Below are 15,058 nucleotides of genomic sequence, written 5' to 3'. Positions count from 1 at the left end.
GGATGTTCGCTATTGTCCATACCATGATTAGTCGTAAGCGTCTAGCAAAGTGCACCTGCCAATAGCTCATCAAACCGATTAAGCTATTTCCGAATTTCAATGAGGAGATAGTCATGAGAAAAACACGTAGCCTTGAGCAGTGGCGTAACATTATCGAAGAACAACAAGCCTGTGACTTAACTATTACTGAGTTTTGTCAGCAACATGCGTTATCTAAAACAAGCTTTTATGCCGCACGAAGTAAGCTTAATGAATCATCAGGCAGCTTTGTACGCGCTAAAGTAGCTAAACACGTTGACGCCACCGAACAGCAACTGTCGATTACCCTCGAAGTCGGTAAAGTAAATGTCAGTTTGCCTCCCACAACGCCTGCATCTTTTCTAGGCCAATTACTACGCGAGCTTGCCTGATGAAAATGTTTGTTGAACCCGCGCATATTTACTTGCATCGTGACGCCGTGGATTTTCGAAAGTCCATTGATGGTCTGGTCGCACTCGTTGAAAGCGAGCTTGAACGTGATGCTTACACTGGCGCATTATTTTTGTTCTGCAATAAAGCGAAAGATAAACTCAAGCTGGTTTACTGGGATAAAACGGGGTTTGCTTTGTGGTACAAGCGATTAGAAAAGCAAAAGTTCAAATGGCCAAGCAAAGTCAGTCTGCAAGAATTTGAACTCAGCGCTCAACAATTGGCGTGGTTATTGTCTGGGTATGATGTACTTGGCCATGAAGAATTGCAGTATCAATCGATGATCTAATCGATCATATTAACAGTAAATGATCGTTGCCACACCGTCTGTTTTATCTTTGCGTCAAGCAAGAAAACAGCGTCAAATTCTGTTAAATTGCGAACATGAAAATTGATGCACACTCACTTCCTGACGACCCAGAACAACTCAAGCGCATGCTGCTTGAGTTGCAACAAGTCGTTGTTAAAAAAGATAAAGAGTTAGCTGAAAAAGATGCGCAAATTCACGAATTGCTGCAAGCTTATAACGCTAAGCTTGCCAAAGAGTACGCAAAGAAATCTGAAAAGATGCCCGGTGCAGGCGAAGTATTCAATGAAGCAGAAGACATTCTTGATAAACATGATAAAGCGCTATTGGCCACATCGGCCTCAGTAAAGACAGAAAAAGCCAAACCGAAACGCCGCCCACTGCCGGCTCAGTTACCTCGAGTTGAGGTCGTTGTTGACCTTGATGAAGGTGATAAAAAGTGTGATTGCTGTCAAAGCCCCCTTCACAAAATGGGTGAAAGCAGCAGTGAAGCACTCGAGTTTGTGCCAGCGCATATCAAAGTAATCAAAACGATTCGTCCAAAATACGCATGCCGTCATTGTGAGCGAGAAGGGATTGAAAGTGTAGTAAAAACCGCCCTAATGCCCGCAACAGTCATTCCAAAAAGCATTGCAACGCCCAGCCTGCTGAGCCAAATAATCATGTGTAAATACCAGTTTGGTTTACCGCTTTATCGCCAAGAAACGCTATTTGCTGATATCGGTATTGAGTTGAGTCGGCAAACCATGTCGAGCTGGATGTTGCGCTGCGCAGACCTGTTGTCCCCTCTGTATCAACGCTTAAAAGACGTGTTGTTATCTCAACCGGTTATTCATGGCGATGAAACCCCGCTCAACGTTATTAACGCAGAGAAAGCGACCAGCTATATGTGGCTGTATTGTTGTGGCGATGATAAACCGGGTAAAGGCACTAATATTGTCCTGTTTGATTACCATAACAGTCGCGCAGGCCAATGTGCGGTTGATTTCCTTGATGGTTACGAAGGCTACATGCATGTTGACGGCTACAAGGCTTACGAGCAAACGAATGCAACACTGGTCGCGTGCTTAGCCCATATACGCCGTAAATTCATTGAGGCCAAAGGCAATAATAAAAAAACCGTCAAAGCAGATGTAGCACTTAACCTTATTCGCAAGCTCTACGGTATTGAGCAAGCCATCAAAGATAAAACGGCCGATGAAAAATTCAAGATTAGGCAGAGAAAAGCCAAACCAATTGTTGATGAATTGTATCAATGGTTACTCAAGCACAAAGATAAAATCCCTCCCCAAATGGCGCTAGGTAAAGCAATTACCTATGCGATAAATCAGTTTGAGAAATTTCGGCGTTACCTAGATGATGGCAGGCTCAGTATTGATAATAACCGAGCAGAGCGAGCCATAAAACCGTTCGTAATAGGGCGAAAAAACTGGCTGTTCTCAAATACCTGCAATGGCGCGCATGCCAGCGCCATACTCTATAGTCTTGTTGAAACCGCAAAGGCAAATGACCTTGTGGTGCATGACTATATCACTACTAGCTTACAACATATTGCGGAGCAGCCAGATAACCTTGAGCCACTGCTACCTTGGAACATTAAGCAAGCTAGGTGTCGTTAGCCATACGCTTACGATTAGTCTCATGTTTGGTACGTCGCTTCATATTTTGAATTGTCAAAGTGTGATTGTACAAAAGCTTCATTAGAACTCGCGCTATTGTTAATCTCACTGGCTTATGTCCTTTTCGTACAATGTTCAATTTTGGAATACGTTTCTCGTTTTCTTTTTCATCAGGGTTAAAGAGGTCTTTCTGGTCGATGGCCGAAATTTCAAAAGATCGAAGTCCACCTAACAAGGCACACTGCAAATAAAGTTTATAAGTCTCTTTTTGAGCTGTATTCGTCTCCAGTAACTGTTTAAGTTCTTTTGGAGAATATGGTTGTAGACCTTTGTCTGGTGAGTCTTCTTTTTGTTTCAATGTATTTGGAATGCTCAAATTACTGACCCATTTCCATAAGCCCCCAGAACGATTGTTGCTGGTAGGTAATTGAAACAACGAACTGACACCTGATTTAGCTTTCGATTTAATACGTACCTGTTTGTATTCAAGTGAGAAGGGGAGGCTATCTATAGCTCCGCGCTTATGGCTCCATATATAGAATGCTTTAACAGCTCTAATTCGTTCTTGAGCGCTGTTAAAGCTTATGCGTTTAGACTTATCTTTGGTTTCGACTCTTTCACATAAATGTTTGTGATATCTCCACACAGGTAACCTAGAAATATCATCATCTACAGATTGTTTTGAAAGTGGTGCAGCTATTACTTCAAAATAGGATGCATCATCTTTATCCAACCAATCTAAGAAAGCTTTTAAGTGCTTAGCTATACTGCGAACAGACTTAACATCTAATGGCTTTCCCGGTTGGCTGGCATGATAAGCGTCACTAAAAGCCTCATTGTCTATTTGATTCTTTTTGAGACTGAAATGACCTTCAAAGCGGTGCATTAAAAATAAGTTCATTTCTTGGCATTCGGTGAAGCGAGTCGGGTGATATAGCACTGGAAAATTAGGTTCTATTTTATCGTGCCTATATGAGTGAGTTCTGATGCCTTTTTCAGTCTTAATAGGTTGCCCTGATTTATCGAGGTGAAAAGACATTCCTTTTCCAAAGTTGACTGATGTTTTAATTATTTTAGTTTTTGTTGTATTTCGAAGTATCATTTTCGTTCACCTTTGATTCTTAGCTAGAGTATGTGTGTAAAAACTTTTTTGTTCAAGTTTATTGAGGGTATGATAGTATTATATCAATTCGGGGGTGATTTTAGATGAAAGCCAAAACCTTACCGCCTCACAGCTGAAAACTATTATTACCCGTTGTGGTGAAGGTACTAAGTTAATTTGCTCTGGTAACCTTGCGCAAATAGATAGTAACTACTTAACTCCAGTTACTTCTGGTTTAACTTATATTGTGGAGCGCTTTAAAGATTTTGAAGGCAGCGCCACAGTTAACTTAAATGGTGTGGTGAGAAGCCGTTTAGCATCGTTTGCGGAAGAAAATTTATAACTTGCGCAGTCCCACTTGGCTCGCTAACCTTGTTGACAAATTTAGCGCCAAGCATCGGATTGTAGATTGAATTTTCTACCTTTAAAACATTACTATCGTTCACTGGCTGTGGCACTTATTGTGCCGCTGCTGGTGGCTTTTCTATTATGTTTACACTTATATAATATTAAATTAGATCGCGCCGTTGCTAAACGTGAAGGGGATTTTGCCAATATAGCAGCGCAAGTTGAGCATGCTATGAATGGTGCTGATGGCTTGATCAACACACTGTTCTCTTTATACGAGCAACCTTTGTCGTATCAATTTGAGCCGCAATGGCTTGAAGATATTAATCAGCAAGAGAATTATTATTACCGAAAAATCCCTGATGGAGGCGGTGAAATTGTCGGGCAAGGTAAGTTTTCGACCACTCCTAATGCGATAGCTCAATGGCAGCAAGTGATCGCCTTGGGGCCTGCTTTTAATACCGCATTATCGTTAATTCAATCCTTATCGGCAGTTGCTTATGTTAATGAGCAAGGCTTTGTTTATATAAAACGTCGTCGTGACGAAGATAGCCTAATGTTAACTCAAGTATTGGATGGCCAGTTGCGCCCAGCACTGGCTGACAATTCACTGACATCAAGTGCGATAGTAGAGGTGGCTGGTAAAAACTACTTATCAATAGGGCGTGCGCGTGAGCAGGGCGGTGAAGAGTATATTATTTTGATTTATGACTTATCGGCAGTATCGCAATGGCTAAAAAAAATATCGCCGCGCAGTGGCGAATATATATTTTTAAATAGTGCGCAGCACGTCATTATCAGCTCACTTTACGATATTGAAGAAGACACGCCATTAGCGGAGTATTGGCCTTCAGCTAAAGCGTCATTAGCAGAATTAGATAATCAGGGTAATCTCACTCTTTTACAAGCGCAAAAGCAGCTACCAATTTATGCGGGTTATTTTGCATCACATGATGAATTAGCCTCACCGATTGTAACTGATGTATTAATTGAACTTACTTTTTTGAGTATGTTTTTAGTGATGATGTTCAGTACCTTGTTATGGTTAAGCCAGCGTATTTTTGTGAAACCCATGACATATTTAATGGCGTATCTTGAACAAAATGAGGAGCACTATAAAGATTATTCAAATTATCATATACCAGCAAACTGGCAGCCGTGGTTTAGCCGAATCAAGTGGGTACTTAACAAAAATCAGCAGTTGGTAAACTCATTGCAGCAGGCAAATAGTGAACTTGATGACCAAGTAAAAATAAAGACCCGTGAACTCGCACGCAGTTATGAGGCTAAAGAACGCCATTTAGCATTATTGAATACTATGCTCAATAGTGTGCCAGATCTTATTTATTTTAAAAACATTGATGGCTCATTCTTAGGATGTAATCGTGCTTATGAACAATACATAGGTATTGAGCAAGGGCAGTTAGTTGGTCAGCAGTTATGTGATATTAGTGATGATAATGGCCAGATCAGTGAATTAGAGCAACAAGTTTTAACAACCAAAATGAAGGCTGAGCAACGACTTGAAACCCAGCTACAAACCTTTCAATTAACCATCGCGCCATTTTATAACGATCAAAATCAGTTACTAGGTTCAATGGGAATTGGCCGGGATATAACCGCCCAACAACAAGCTCTTTTGGCATTAAAAGCGTCAGAGTCTAAGTTTCGCAGCGCCATAGAGTATGCAGCTAATGGGGTGATTTTACTTTCACTTGAACAGACAGTATTACAACTTAATCGAACTGCGCGAAAGATTTTTAAGATTGATAAAACTGAGCAGGATTTATTATTAGTGGATTTATTTCCACGGCAACAGTGGCAAGAAATAGCAACGCTTTTAGCTTTATTGCTGAGTGAGAAAAAGAAAGTTTACCATCTTACTTTAGGACAAGAAGAGCTAAATTGCTGGTGGCAGCTGAGTGTCTCTTTAGTATGGGATGAGCAACAAGCACCTTACTATTATGTTATTCATATTCAAGATGTCAGTGCATTGACTCAGGCCAAACAAGATGCCGAGCGGGCAACCGAGGCCAAAAGCCGATTTATTGCTAACTTAAGCCATGAAATACGCACGCCACTGCATGCTGTGACAGGCCTTATTGATATGGTAACTCAGCAAGGCTTAACAGCGCAGCAGCAACAGCATGCAGTTCAAGCAAAAAATGCTGCGCAAAGTTTATTAACCATGCTTAATCGAATGCTTGATTTTGCGCGAATCGAAAATAACCAAGTGCAATTAGATTTAGTTGATTTTGCTGTAGTTGCACTTGTTGACAGCTGCGAGAGTGTATTAATAGGGCTCTGCCAGCAAAAAGAGTTGGCTTTTAATATCGATATTGATCCGCTAATTGCTCCGCAGTTAGTCGGCGATTACATTCGCTTACAGCAAGTGCTCGGTAATTTACTAACCAATGCCGTGAAATTTACTGAACATGGCAGTATCACTTTGAAAATAACAGCCGTTGAATTGACGCCAACACAACAAACCCTGTGTTTTAAAGTGATCGACACCGGGATCGGTATTGATAAAGCTGATCAGAGTCGATTATTTGACGCATTTACGCAAGGCGACGAATCACTCACTCGTACCCACCAAGGCGTTGGTTTAGGGCTTGCTATAGTCAAACACGAAGTGGCATTAATGGGAGCTGAAATTAAAGTTGTCAGCAATAAAGGCCAAGGCAGTGAGTTTTTCTTTACTATAACCTTTAATATTGCCGCTCAAATCGATCCTATCGTCTGGCACAATACTTTAGTGATTCATTCTGAGCGGGGAATTAATTTACCTACCGCATTAGCGCCATTAAAACAGCTAGAATTTTCTGAGTTAGCTGAATTAACAGACCACGCTGTATTAGCAGATTATCAGCGGATCATCATTAATGACGTTGATCTACCGAGAGTAATAACGCGAGACAATATAAAAACAGCATTGATGAGTAATAACACGCAGCTTTATGTTGTTAAAAATGCTCCAAATACTCCGCTGCCTACTCTTAAAGGTATGCAAATGTGCAGCGTGAAAAGTTCTGCATTAGTACAACGAATACAGCAAGTTGAGCCGATATCTAAACGCCCTGATGTAAATCTGACAACGGCAGAGAGTAAACTCAACGTTGCGGGCTTACTAGTGTTAGTTATTGATGATAATCAGCTTAATTTAGATATTATTAGTAATATTTTAAGTCAAGCACATATTAATGTAATGACAGCAACTTCGGCGATGGCAGGGATAGATTTGGTTGCACAAGTCATGCCTGATTTGATCTTAATGGATATTCAAATGCCAGAAGTCGATGGGTTACAAGCAACCGCTTTATTGCGACAACGTTATGAACAACAGCAATTACCTATTTTTGCGCTAACTGCGCATTGTGAAGCAGCTGACGAGCAACGCTCACTTGCCGTAGGTATGAATAAACATTTAACAAAACCAGTGGTTGCAGCAACGTTATTAGCGGCGATCAATGAACTACAAATTACCGGCGCTGTTTTTTATAATCATTCTTTTGCATTAGAACAATTCTCGGGTAATAATGATTTATTGCAGATTATGTTGGATAAACTTGCTAAGTTGTGTGTAAGTCATCTGCAGCAATTAAAAGTACCGATGCAAGCAAAAGCTTTGGAACGGTTAGTGCATAGTATTAAAGGTGTGTCAGGAAATCTTGGCTTTAATCGCCTAAGTGCTACCGCTCAGCAATTAGAAAGTAGACTACGCAAGACACCAGACGTAGGGCAAATATCCCTGAGTCAGTTAGAGTTCGAACTAGCACAAGTAAATAGATATATTCAAATACAAGGCTCAGTAAATGTTGAAGAAAGCCAAAATACTGATCGTTGATGATGACCCATTAAATCGATTGGTGTTGGAAAAAACATTAGCGAATGATCACGAAATATTTTTAGTTGAAAGTGGTGAAAAAGCCCTGACATTTGTTAAATCAACTGCGGTTGACTTAATTATACTCGATATTGTAATGCCTGGCATTAATGGCTATGAGGTATTAATTCAGTTAAAAGAAAATTCAACTACGCACGCTATTCCAGTTATCTTTATTTCAGCTAATACAAGCCATGATGATGAAGCAAAAGGGTTTGAATTAGGCGCAATGGACTATATTGCTAAGCCATTTAGTCCCGCAATAGTACGTGCACGAGTGCGAAATCAATTATTGATTAAGCAAAAAAATGATTTGTTAGAAATGCTCGCCTCCATTGATGGGCTGACAGAAATACCCAATCGGCGTTATTTAGATGAAAGCTTATCGCGAGAATGGCGTCGCAGCCGTCGAGCTGGTACACCGTTATCGGTGCTATTAATAGATATAGACCATTTTAAGCGTTATAACGATTGTTACGGTCACCGTGCCGGGGATGACTGCCTTAAACGTGTTGCACATGCATTAGTTGCAGCGTGTGAGCGTGGCACTGACTTTGTTGCGCGCTACGGTGGAGAAGAATTTGCCGCAGTGTTACCCGATACCAACCAACACGAGGCATTAAAATTTGCTAATAAACTCAGAGATGCTGTTAATACGCTAGCTATCCCGCATAAAGCATCACTCAATGCCGCTCACATTACGATAAGTATTGGGGTTGCTACAACTGAGTTTGGTCAAGTTTATTCTGAGCATATATTACTTGAAGAAGCCGATTTAGGTTTATATCAAGCTAAAGATAGTGGCCGCGATAAAATTATCGCTCGAGTTATTGACGCAAGTTAGTAAAGTCAGTTACTACAGCAAATAAAGAGTGAATATGCTCCACTCTTTACTGCTTTAGTTTTGTGTCTAAATGGCGCTAAGTGAATTATAAATACTATCACCCACACCAATCAGTTTCTCGTTTTTAAAGACCAGTGGAGTACATTCATCTTTTGTCATTTTTCCGTCAGAGTGAATACTGTGGGTGGCATAAAATAGTACTTGGTATACATCACCGTCTTTTTTTAATAATTCTGTAAAGTCGGGAGTTTTTAATTTATTTAATGCATTTTGATAGCTGGTATCTAAAGTGAGCCCTGAGATGCTTTCACGATTAAATTGATGATGTTCTTCCCAGCTTGAACTATTACCAGCCCAGTGTGTTTGTGCTTCACCATCGGATACTGCAATTACACAACCAGTAAGAAGAGGGGCTGCAAGCGCGGCAATTAAAAGTACTTTTTTCATTATTTTATCCTGGATACTAAATATTGATTTTAATTTATCTATTAGCTAGCAAAGAACTAGCCAATATTTTATGTTATTTAAAATCAATGAATTAGATTTTTTTTGTAAGGTGGTGCATTATATTTAACCACCTTTTATAGCGTGACTAACTAAAAGTTAGTTGATTAGACCAGTCTATTTAAACTTTCACCTTGGCTAAATGCGCTAATATTTAAGCTGACTTGCTTTACTAAGCGAATGATTGACTCTTCACTGGCCCATGCAATATGTGGAGTCAGTATTAAATTATCACCACGATAAGCGGCCAATGGATTATCCTTCGCAGCTGGTTCTTTACTTAATACGTCAAATCCCGCTCCTGCAATTTGGTTATTGCTCAGTGCGTTGGCTAAATCAGCTTCATTAACGATACCACCGCGCGCGGTGTTAATTAAAATGGCATTGGGTTTCATCATAGCAAGTTCAGCAGCACCAATCAGATCACGACTTTCATCGGTTAAAGGGCAGTGTACACTAATAATATCAGCTGTTTTTATTGCTTGGTAAAATTCTGTTCGGCCCTCTCTAGTTACTTGGTTTTTACGCTCACTGATAACTACATTGGCACCAAAAGCACGTGCAACATCCGCAACAGCTTTACCAAGCGAACCATAACCGATAATTGCCAGAGTTTTACCTCCTATATCATTAAAACGGTAATCAAGGCGGCAGAACATCTCGCTTTGTTGCCATAACCCTTGTTGGCAATCAGCAATGTAGCGGTGAGTATTACCCAGTAAATTGGTGATCAGTGCAAAGGTATGTTGTACAACCGAAGGTGTTGAATACCCGGCCACATTGGTAACGGCAATGCCAAACTCTTTAGCGGCGACTAAATCAACATTGTTAGTGCCAGTTGCGGCTACACATATGAGCTTTAATTCAGGGAGTTTTGCCAGTGTTTCGCGATTAAGTACCACTTTATTGGTGATCAAGACATCAGCGCCTGCACTATGCGCTAATACTTGTGCTGGACTGGTTAGTGAATAACTAGTGAAGTTGCCAAGTTTTTGAAAAGGTTCAAGGGATGTGCCTGCAAGCGTAGCAGTATCGAGAAGAGTAATATTCATGAGCTTTCCTTCATAATAAAAATTTATAAATGCTTGACCTTGGTGTGTACTCTAAGGTTTATACTCAGCATCAGTTGATAATATGTTAATTGGAGACGGTGATGAAAATAGGCGAATTTGCCAGTCAATTAGGTGTCTCTACAGATACCCTAAGGTACTATGAAAAGCATGCTTTGTTAACGCCTTCAGCGCGAACGCAAGCAGGTTATCGAGATTATAGCCAAACCGATCTTAAGCAAATGATGTTTATTTTGCGCGCTAAAAATGTTGGCTTTAGCTTGGCTGAGATCAAAGAACTATTACAAATTAAATTTAAAAAACATCAGCATTCTTGCCATGAAGTTAAAAACTTAACAATACAAAAGCGTGACTTAGTCGCAGAGCGTATTGCTGAATTAACACGTTTTCATCAATCATTATCCGTGTTAGCTGATAAGTGCTGCGGAGGCAAAGAGCCCGCAGATAACTGTTCGATATTAACCACTTTGGAGGACATTGATGGACTTAATCAATAATTTTTGGCAGTTATTTTTATTATCTGCACCTTGGTTAATGCTCGGTTTATTAATAGCTGGGTTATTAAATGTGTACTTACCGGCTGATTTCTTAAATAAACACTTGGGAAAAGAAGGTTTTTGGACGACTGTTAAAGCTGCTTTAATTGGCGCACCAATGCCATTATGTTCGTGCGGTGTAATACCTGCTGCAATTGGTTTAAGACGTGCAGGCGCTTCAAAAAGTGCTACCACTGCGTTTTTAGTATCGACGCCAGAAACAGGGGTTGATTCGGTGTCGGTATCGTATGTGTTACTAGGTCCTTTTATGGCAATAATTCGTCCAATAGCGGCGATTTGCAGTGCTATTGTCGCTGGTGTCTTAGTGGGGCGTGATGCTGAAAAAACGCAAACTACAGATCACATCAGTGAAGTTAATAATGAGCAAAAGCGAGCAACGACAATAAGTTGTTGCTCAACGAAATCAGCAGTGGTCGAAGAGAAGGTTAGTTGCTGTTCAACGAAACCAGCAGCGGTCGAAGAGAAGGTTAGTTGTTGTTCAACTAAACCAGCAGCGGTTGAAGAGAAGATAAGTTGTTGTTCAACTAAATTAGCAGCAGTTGAAGAGAAGATAAGTTGTTGCTCAACGAAATCAGCTGTGGTCGAAGAGAAGGTTAGTTGCTGTTCAACGAAACCAGCAGCGGTTAAAGAGAAGGCAAGTTGTTGCGATACATCAAGTGCAGCACCAGCCAGCCAATGGCAAAAGATGAAACAGGCAGTGAGTTTTAGCTGTAACAAATTGCTATCAGACACTATGAAGTGGTTAATGATTGGTTTGTTCTTTGCAGCCTTAGTGCAAACTTATGTACCAGAATCATTTTTAACCCAATGGGGCCGTGGTATTTTGGCTATGCTGGTGGTGATCGTGATTAGTATTCCCATGTATATTTGTGCGACCGCATCAACGCCGATTGCAGCTGGTTTGTTATTAAGTGGCGTAGCACCTGGCGCTGTTTTAGTCTTTATGTTGGCAGGTCCTGCCACTAATGTCGCGACGCTTGGCGTGGTTGCCAATGAGCTTGGTAAGCGTGCAGTGGTTGCTTATTTAGTTGGTGTAATAGGTGTCGCTTTGATATTTGGTTTTTTAACCGATTATTTAGTGGCTGAATTTGGCTTTGTTGTTACACCATTATTAGGTGATGAACATCAAGTGCTACCACATTGGTTAACCCTTCTCTGTGGTACTATTTTAGCACTGTTAATGGCGCGTTTAGTTCTTAAAGGAGCGTTTAGTAAATACCGCAGCACTGGTAAGAGCATTGCATAATTGAATGTTATTAAAAAGATTTTTAGCTGTTATAAAATATAAACAATGGACCAAATTAATGACTTAGTTCGCATTTTAGGTTGTCTGAGTTATAATCGCCTATAGAATATAAACGGTGCGCACGAGCGCACCGTTTTTTTAACTTTAAAGATGCAGTAATGAGTGAACCAGTGGACAAGTACGCAGATATAAGACCTTACAATGATGATGAAGTAGCCGCTTCGGTTGCACGCTTGATTGATGATAATGCGTTTATTGATGTAGTTGCAAAATATAACTTACCGCGTTTTTTATCAGCTGTACCCTTTTTATCTAGAACATTGGTAAAGTATCAGTTACGTAAAAAGTGGGGCGCTATCAACAGTGTTGAGCAAGTTCAACAAATCGTTGCTAAGTATTTAGCACAGCTGGTAAAACGCACCACAACTGAGGTGACCTTTTCTGGTTTGGATCAACTCGATCCAAAGCAAGCGTATTTGTTTATCTCAAATCATCGCGATATCGTACTTGATCCTGCTTTAATTAATTGGGGCTTATTCAGTCACAAAATGAAGACAGTCCGTATCGCCATCGGTGATAACTTACTGCAAATCCCTTATATCACCGAACTGATGCGTTTAAATAAAAGCTTTATTGTTAAGCGCTCAGTTAAAGCGCCAAAAGAAATGCTTAGAGCACTATCGCAGCTTTCAGCTTATATTTACGATTCGCTTGCTGGTGGTGATTCAATTTGGATTGCACAAAAAGAAGGCCGCGCTAAAGATGGCTTTGATCAAACAGATCCTGCGCTACTTAAAATGTTGCAGCTTAATGGTCGTAAGCAAAAGAAAGAGTTTGCTGAGTATGTACGTGAGCTAAAAATTGTACCAGTATCAATTTCATATCAATATGAACCTTGTGCAACAGCCAAAGCCAGAGAGCTTTATCATAAGCAGCATCATGGTAAATATGTAAAGTCAGCGGGTGAAGATATTGCCAGTATTGTTGAAGGTTTTAGTACCGCCAAAGGGCATGTTCATTTAGCATTTGGGCAACCAATTGAAGACGGGTGTGAATCACCAGAGCAGCTGGCAAAAACCATCGATGAGCAAATTATTGATTCGTTCTTTTTACACCCAGGAAATTATATCGCTGGTGGCTGTAAACAGGCGGTGATTAATAAAGCCGATGCTCAGGCATTTGAGATGCGTATGGCGCGTGTTCCAGATGAATTAAAACCTCTGGTGTTAGCTATGTACGCTAAGCCATTTCATCGTAAGGTTGAGTTTAATAGTAGCGAAAGCGGCCAATAACTAATGTAAAACATCTTCAAAAAAACCGTAATTAAGTTACGGTTTTTTTTCGTTTAAAAAACGGGCTATACTAAAGTTGTGTTTATTGGCCGATGTTTGTTATGCAACAAATTGAAATTTTTGAAATTCCAAGTCCTTGCAAAGGCATTTGCGAGGTAAATAACCGAGGCTATTGCAAAGGCTGCTATCGAAGTCGGGAGGAACGCTTTGGTTGGAATTCATTTTCAAACGTAGAAAAAAAGCAAGTCATTAGTTTGTGTCAACAGCGTTATAAACGTTACTTGCAAAAGCGCCAAGCACTTATCGCTAAGTCAGCACCATCGGAGCAGGGGGATTTTGGTTTTTAATCAAGATTATGTTTAGCCCTGAGTAAACGAACTGTGCCATTTTCATTGAGTTTATGCAGTTCTTTTTCAAGCTTAGGAATTAATGCGCTATGGCGTGAATGCAAAAAGTGATAGCTTTCTATTGGTGCCAGTATTTCAGTTTGAAATTGCTTAACATTAAACTGAGGGTGTTTAGTAGACAATAAAAAGTCGAGTAAAATCACACCTTGTACTTTACCTTGAGTGAGTAAATTAAGTTGAGCAGTGACGCTTTTCACCTTAATAATGTCACCAATAAAAGGGTGTTCGTTAAGGTAACTCTGCGCTGCAGGATAACCAACTTGAATGGCGATATTGTCTAGCTGCTCAAATGTACATTGTTGGCAGTTTTTTAATAGCACAAGGTTAAACTCAAATAGCGCAAAGTTAACCGGATGCAAGTTTTGATATTGTTGACTGATACTGGCCACTCGCCCTAATTGGCCATCAAGCGTGCCATTGTTCGCTGCAGATAAAGCGCTTTGGTGATTAAAGTCAATAATATGTACATCATAGCCAAGTTCCTTATATGCAAGGGTCATCAGCTCAATCACATAGCGAGCCTGTGGGGTATCGGCTGGGCGATTAAACAGCATATGTTGCGTGTTCGCTATAGTGCTCAGTGGCGTTAGTGAATAACAGAGCAATATGAGATAAAAAAAGCACTTAATCACAGCGTTTCCATATTAGGACTAAAAACGCCACCAATCTACGTTTAAAAGCTAAAAAGCGCAAGTTTAGCCGTGACTCTTTTAGGCAAATGTTTGTTATACTCTGGGCATTAATATGATTAGTAATAACTGGTAATTTATGTCGTTTAACTTATGCTTACTACCTCGTGAACAAAAATATCAAATTCAATTGGATTACGAGGCATCGTTTTGGGCTTATCAAATAAAGCGTGGTAAGAGTACTCGTGAGCAAATATACAATACAATTCATAGTCGGCCAGTGGCAGAGCAGATGTTTTTGAAGCAGCAATTTGAACAATATTTAGCGACGATGCAAAGTTAATGACGGCATTGCGTTTTGAATGCCTAGAGCCAATTAAAACCCCTTTAGTGAATAAGTTTTACGATCAATATAAAGCCCGAGGTCGGGCAACCAGACAAGATCAAGTGTGGGTTGTTTATAATGACTTAGTTATTGTCGCGGCATGCAGAATTCAAAATCGCAGTGATTATTTGTTTTTGTCTACCTTGCTGGTTGCACCTGCTTGGCGCGGTCAAGGAATTGCAAAAAAACTACTAATTCATACCTTGTCTAATCAAAATTCACTCGTTTATACATTTGCTTATAACTATTTAGCTGATTTTTATCAATCAATTGGCTTTAACTTTGTGTTAACATTGCCACCACCTTTAGATACACTCTTTACTGTCTATCAGCAACGAAATATCGTAGCTATGCAGTGCTAGTAAAAATAATTTGTTAAAACAACCACGTGGAA

General features: G+C 40.1%; 15 protein-coding genes and 1 pseudogene. 12 read left to right on the top strand and 4 right to left on the bottom strand.

The features are described 5' to 3' along the window. Nucleotides 1–113 precede the first annotated feature (113 nt). The 3 genes from tnpA (at nucleotide 114) to tnpC (ending at nucleotide 2,394) form a co-directional block, all read left to right on the top strand. Complete coding sequence (gene tnpA / locus PVK79_RS20865; RefSeq protein ID WP_257324133.1) at nucleotides 114–410, top strand: IS66 family insertion sequence element accessory protein TnpA; 297 nt, start codon at nucleotides 114–116, stop codon at nucleotides 408–410. After that, nucleotides 410–757, top strand: coding sequence for an IS66 family insertion sequence element accessory protein TnpB (gene tnpB, locus PVK79_RS20860; protein WP_257324134.1), 348 nt, complete (start codon nucleotides 410–412; stop codon nucleotides 755–757). Before tnpA ends, tnpB begins: the two co-directional genes overlap by 1 nt. 95 nt (nucleotides 758–852) lie before the next feature. Beyond that, on the top strand, nucleotides 853–2,394 hold the full coding sequence (gene tnpC / locus PVK79_RS20855) for an IS66 family transposase (RefSeq protein ID WP_257324135.1): 1,542 nt from the start codon (nucleotides 853–855) through the stop codon (nucleotides 2,392–2,394). Here the strand turns inward: tnpC and PVK79_RS20850 are convergent. Then, nucleotides 2,381–3,496, bottom strand: a complete 1,116-nt coding sequence (locus tag PVK79_RS20850; protein ID WP_257324481.1) for a site-specific integrase — start codon at nucleotides 3,494–3,496, stop codon at nucleotides 2,381–2,383. The two genes, tnpC and PVK79_RS20850, sit on opposite strands and share 14 nt — an antisense overlap. An 85-nt stretch (nucleotides 3,497–3,581) precedes the next feature. On the opposite strand from PVK79_RS20850, the pseudogene PVK79_RS20845 reads away from it, so the two are divergent. The 3 genes and pseudogenes from PVK79_RS20845 to PVK79_RS20835 form a co-directional block, all read left to right on the top strand. Continuing rightward, nucleotides 3,582–3,839 (top strand): annotated as a pseudogene (locus PVK79_RS20845) (PhoH family protein); the annotation flags it as partial. Nucleotides 3,840–3,905: 66 nt separating this feature from the next. Next, nucleotides 3,906–7,691 carry a PAS domain-containing hybrid sensor histidine kinase/response regulator gene (locus PVK79_RS20840; protein ID WP_257324474.1) on the top strand — a complete coding sequence of 1,262 codons (3,786 nt, stop codon included), beginning with the start codon at nucleotides 3,906–3,908 and terminating at the stop codon, nucleotides 7,689–7,691. Beyond that, on the top strand, nucleotides 7,660–8,574 hold the full coding sequence (locus PVK79_RS20835) for a diguanylate cyclase (RefSeq protein WP_182731329.1): 915 nt from the start codon (nucleotides 7,660–7,662) through the stop codon (nucleotides 8,572–8,574). The genes PVK79_RS20840 and PVK79_RS20835 overlap by 32 nt, the downstream gene beginning before the upstream one ends. Nucleotides 8,575–8,640: 66 nt before the next feature. Here PVK79_RS20835 and PVK79_RS20830 read toward each other — a convergent pair whose 3' ends face one another. Together PVK79_RS20830 and PVK79_RS20825 are read right to left on the bottom strand one after the other, a co-directional pair. Continuing rightward, nucleotides 8,641–9,021 (bottom strand): DUF3192 domain-containing protein, encoded by a 381-nt coding sequence (locus PVK79_RS20830; protein ID WP_257324470.1) that lies wholly within the window; start codon nucleotides 9,019–9,021, stop codon nucleotides 8,641–8,643. Nucleotides 9,022–9,185: 164 nt separating this feature from the next. Continuing rightward, nucleotides 9,186–10,130 (bottom strand): D-2-hydroxyacid dehydrogenase, encoded by a 945-nt coding sequence (locus PVK79_RS20825; RefSeq protein ID WP_182734551.1) that lies wholly within the window; start codon nucleotides 10,128–10,130, stop codon nucleotides 9,186–9,188. 101 nt (nucleotides 10,131–10,231) lie between these two features. Between PVK79_RS20825 and zntR the strand changes: the two genes are divergently transcribed. The 4 genes from zntR (at nucleotide 10,232) to PVK79_RS20805 (ending at nucleotide 13,590) form a co-directional block, all read left to right on the top strand. Then, nucleotides 10,232–10,645 (top strand): Zn(2+)-responsive transcriptional regulator, encoded by a 414-nt coding sequence (gene zntR / locus PVK79_RS20820; protein WP_145234897.1) that lies wholly within the window; start codon nucleotides 10,232–10,234, stop codon nucleotides 10,643–10,645. Continuing rightward, nucleotides 10,629–11,951 carry an SO_0444 family Cu/Zn efflux transporter gene (locus PVK79_RS20815; RefSeq protein WP_257324469.1) on the top strand — a complete coding sequence of 441 codons (1,323 nt, stop codon included), beginning with the start codon at nucleotides 10,629–10,631 and terminating at the stop codon, nucleotides 11,949–11,951. The genes zntR and PVK79_RS20815 overlap by 17 nt, the downstream gene beginning before the upstream one ends. 158 nt (nucleotides 11,952–12,109) lie before the next feature. After that, nucleotides 12,110–13,243 (top strand): 1-acyl-sn-glycerol-3-phosphate acyltransferase, encoded by a 1,134-nt coding sequence (locus PVK79_RS20810; protein WP_145234899.1) that lies wholly within the window; start codon nucleotides 12,110–12,112, stop codon nucleotides 13,241–13,243. A gap of 101 nt (nucleotides 13,244–13,344) precedes the next feature. Beyond that, nucleotides 13,345–13,590 carry a DUF1289 domain-containing protein gene (locus PVK79_RS20805; protein ID WP_145234900.1) on the top strand — a complete coding sequence of 82 codons (246 nt, stop codon included), beginning with the start codon at nucleotides 13,345–13,347 and terminating at the stop codon, nucleotides 13,588–13,590. Here the strand turns inward: PVK79_RS20805 and PVK79_RS20800 are convergent. Beyond that, a complete protein-coding gene (locus PVK79_RS20800) occupies nucleotides 13,587–14,204 on the bottom strand; it encodes a transporter substrate-binding domain-containing protein (protein WP_257324467.1) in 618 nt (205 codons plus the stop codon). The genes PVK79_RS20805 and PVK79_RS20800 overlap by 4 nt on opposite strands. Before the next feature lie 214 nt (nucleotides 14,205–14,418). Here PVK79_RS20800 and PVK79_RS20795 point away from each other — a divergent pair, with 214 nt between their 5' ends. Both PVK79_RS20795 and PVK79_RS20790 read left to right on the top strand, forming a co-directional pair. Then, entirely contained in the window at nucleotides 14,419–14,622 is a 204-nt protein-coding gene (locus PVK79_RS20795; protein WP_064667173.1) for a DUF3283 family protein, read from the top strand. Next, nucleotides 14,622–15,026, top strand: coding sequence for a GNAT family N-acetyltransferase (locus PVK79_RS20790; protein ID WP_182731333.1), 405 nt, complete (start codon nucleotides 14,622–14,624; stop codon nucleotides 15,024–15,026). Before PVK79_RS20795 ends, PVK79_RS20790 begins: the two co-directional genes overlap by 1 nt. Nucleotides 15,027–15,058 lie beyond the last annotated feature (32 nt).

The organism is Pseudoalteromonas rhizosphaerae, assembly GCF_028885455.1.
Classification (GTDB): Bacteria; Pseudomonadota; Gammaproteobacteria; order Enterobacterales; family Alteromonadaceae; genus Pseudoalteromonas; species Pseudoalteromonas rhizosphaerae.
This window is presented reverse-complemented; position numbering and strand designations above follow the sequence as displayed.

Bases quoted from the DNA above. Each gene is read 5' to 3' on its own strand.
- tnpA (WP_257324133.1), top strand. From the start codon at position 114: ATGAGAAAAACACGTAGCCTTGAGCAGTGGCGTAACATTATCGAAGAA.
- tnpB (WP_257324134.1), top strand. From the start codon at position 410: ATGAAAATGTTTGTTGAACCCGCGCATATTTACTTGCATCGTGACGCC.
- tnpC (WP_257324135.1), top strand. From the start codon at position 853: ATGAAAATTGATGCACACTCACTTCCTGACGACCCAGAACAACTCAAG.
- PVK79_RS20850 (WP_257324481.1), bottom strand. From the start codon at position 3,496: ATGATACTTCGAAATACAACAAAAACTAAAATAATTAAAACATCAGTC.
- PVK79_RS20835 (WP_182731329.1), top strand. From the start codon at position 7,660: ATGTTGAAGAAAGCCAAAATACTGATCGTTGATGATGACCCATTAAAT.
- PVK79_RS20830 (WP_257324470.1), bottom strand. From the start codon at position 9,021: ATGAAAAAAGTACTTTTAATTGCCGCGCTTGCAGCCCCTCTTCTTACT.
- PVK79_RS20825 (WP_182734551.1), bottom strand. From the start codon at position 10,130: ATGAATATTACTCTTCTCGATACTGCTACGCTTGCAGGCACATCCCTT.
- zntR (WP_145234897.1), top strand. From the start codon at position 10,232: ATGAAAATAGGCGAATTTGCCAGTCAATTAGGTGTCTCTACAGATACC.
- PVK79_RS20815 (WP_257324469.1), top strand. From the start codon at position 10,629: ATGGACTTAATCAATAATTTTTGGCAGTTATTTTTATTATCTGCACCT.
- PVK79_RS20810 (WP_145234899.1), top strand. From the start codon at position 12,110: ATGAGTGAACCAGTGGACAAGTACGCAGATATAAGACCTTACAATGAT.
- PVK79_RS20805 (WP_145234900.1), top strand. From the start codon at position 13,345: ATGCAACAAATTGAAATTTTTGAAATTCCAAGTCCTTGCAAAGGCATT.
- PVK79_RS20800 (WP_257324467.1), bottom strand. From the start codon at position 14,204: ATGCTGTTTAATCGCCCAGCCGATACCCCACAGGCTCGCTATGTGATT.
- PVK79_RS20795 (WP_064667173.1), top strand. From the start codon at position 14,419: ATGTCGTTTAACTTATGCTTACTACCTCGTGAACAAAAATATCAAATT.
- PVK79_RS20790 (WP_182731333.1), top strand. From the start codon at position 14,622: ATGACGGCATTGCGTTTTGAATGCCTAGAGCCAATTAAAACCCCTTTA.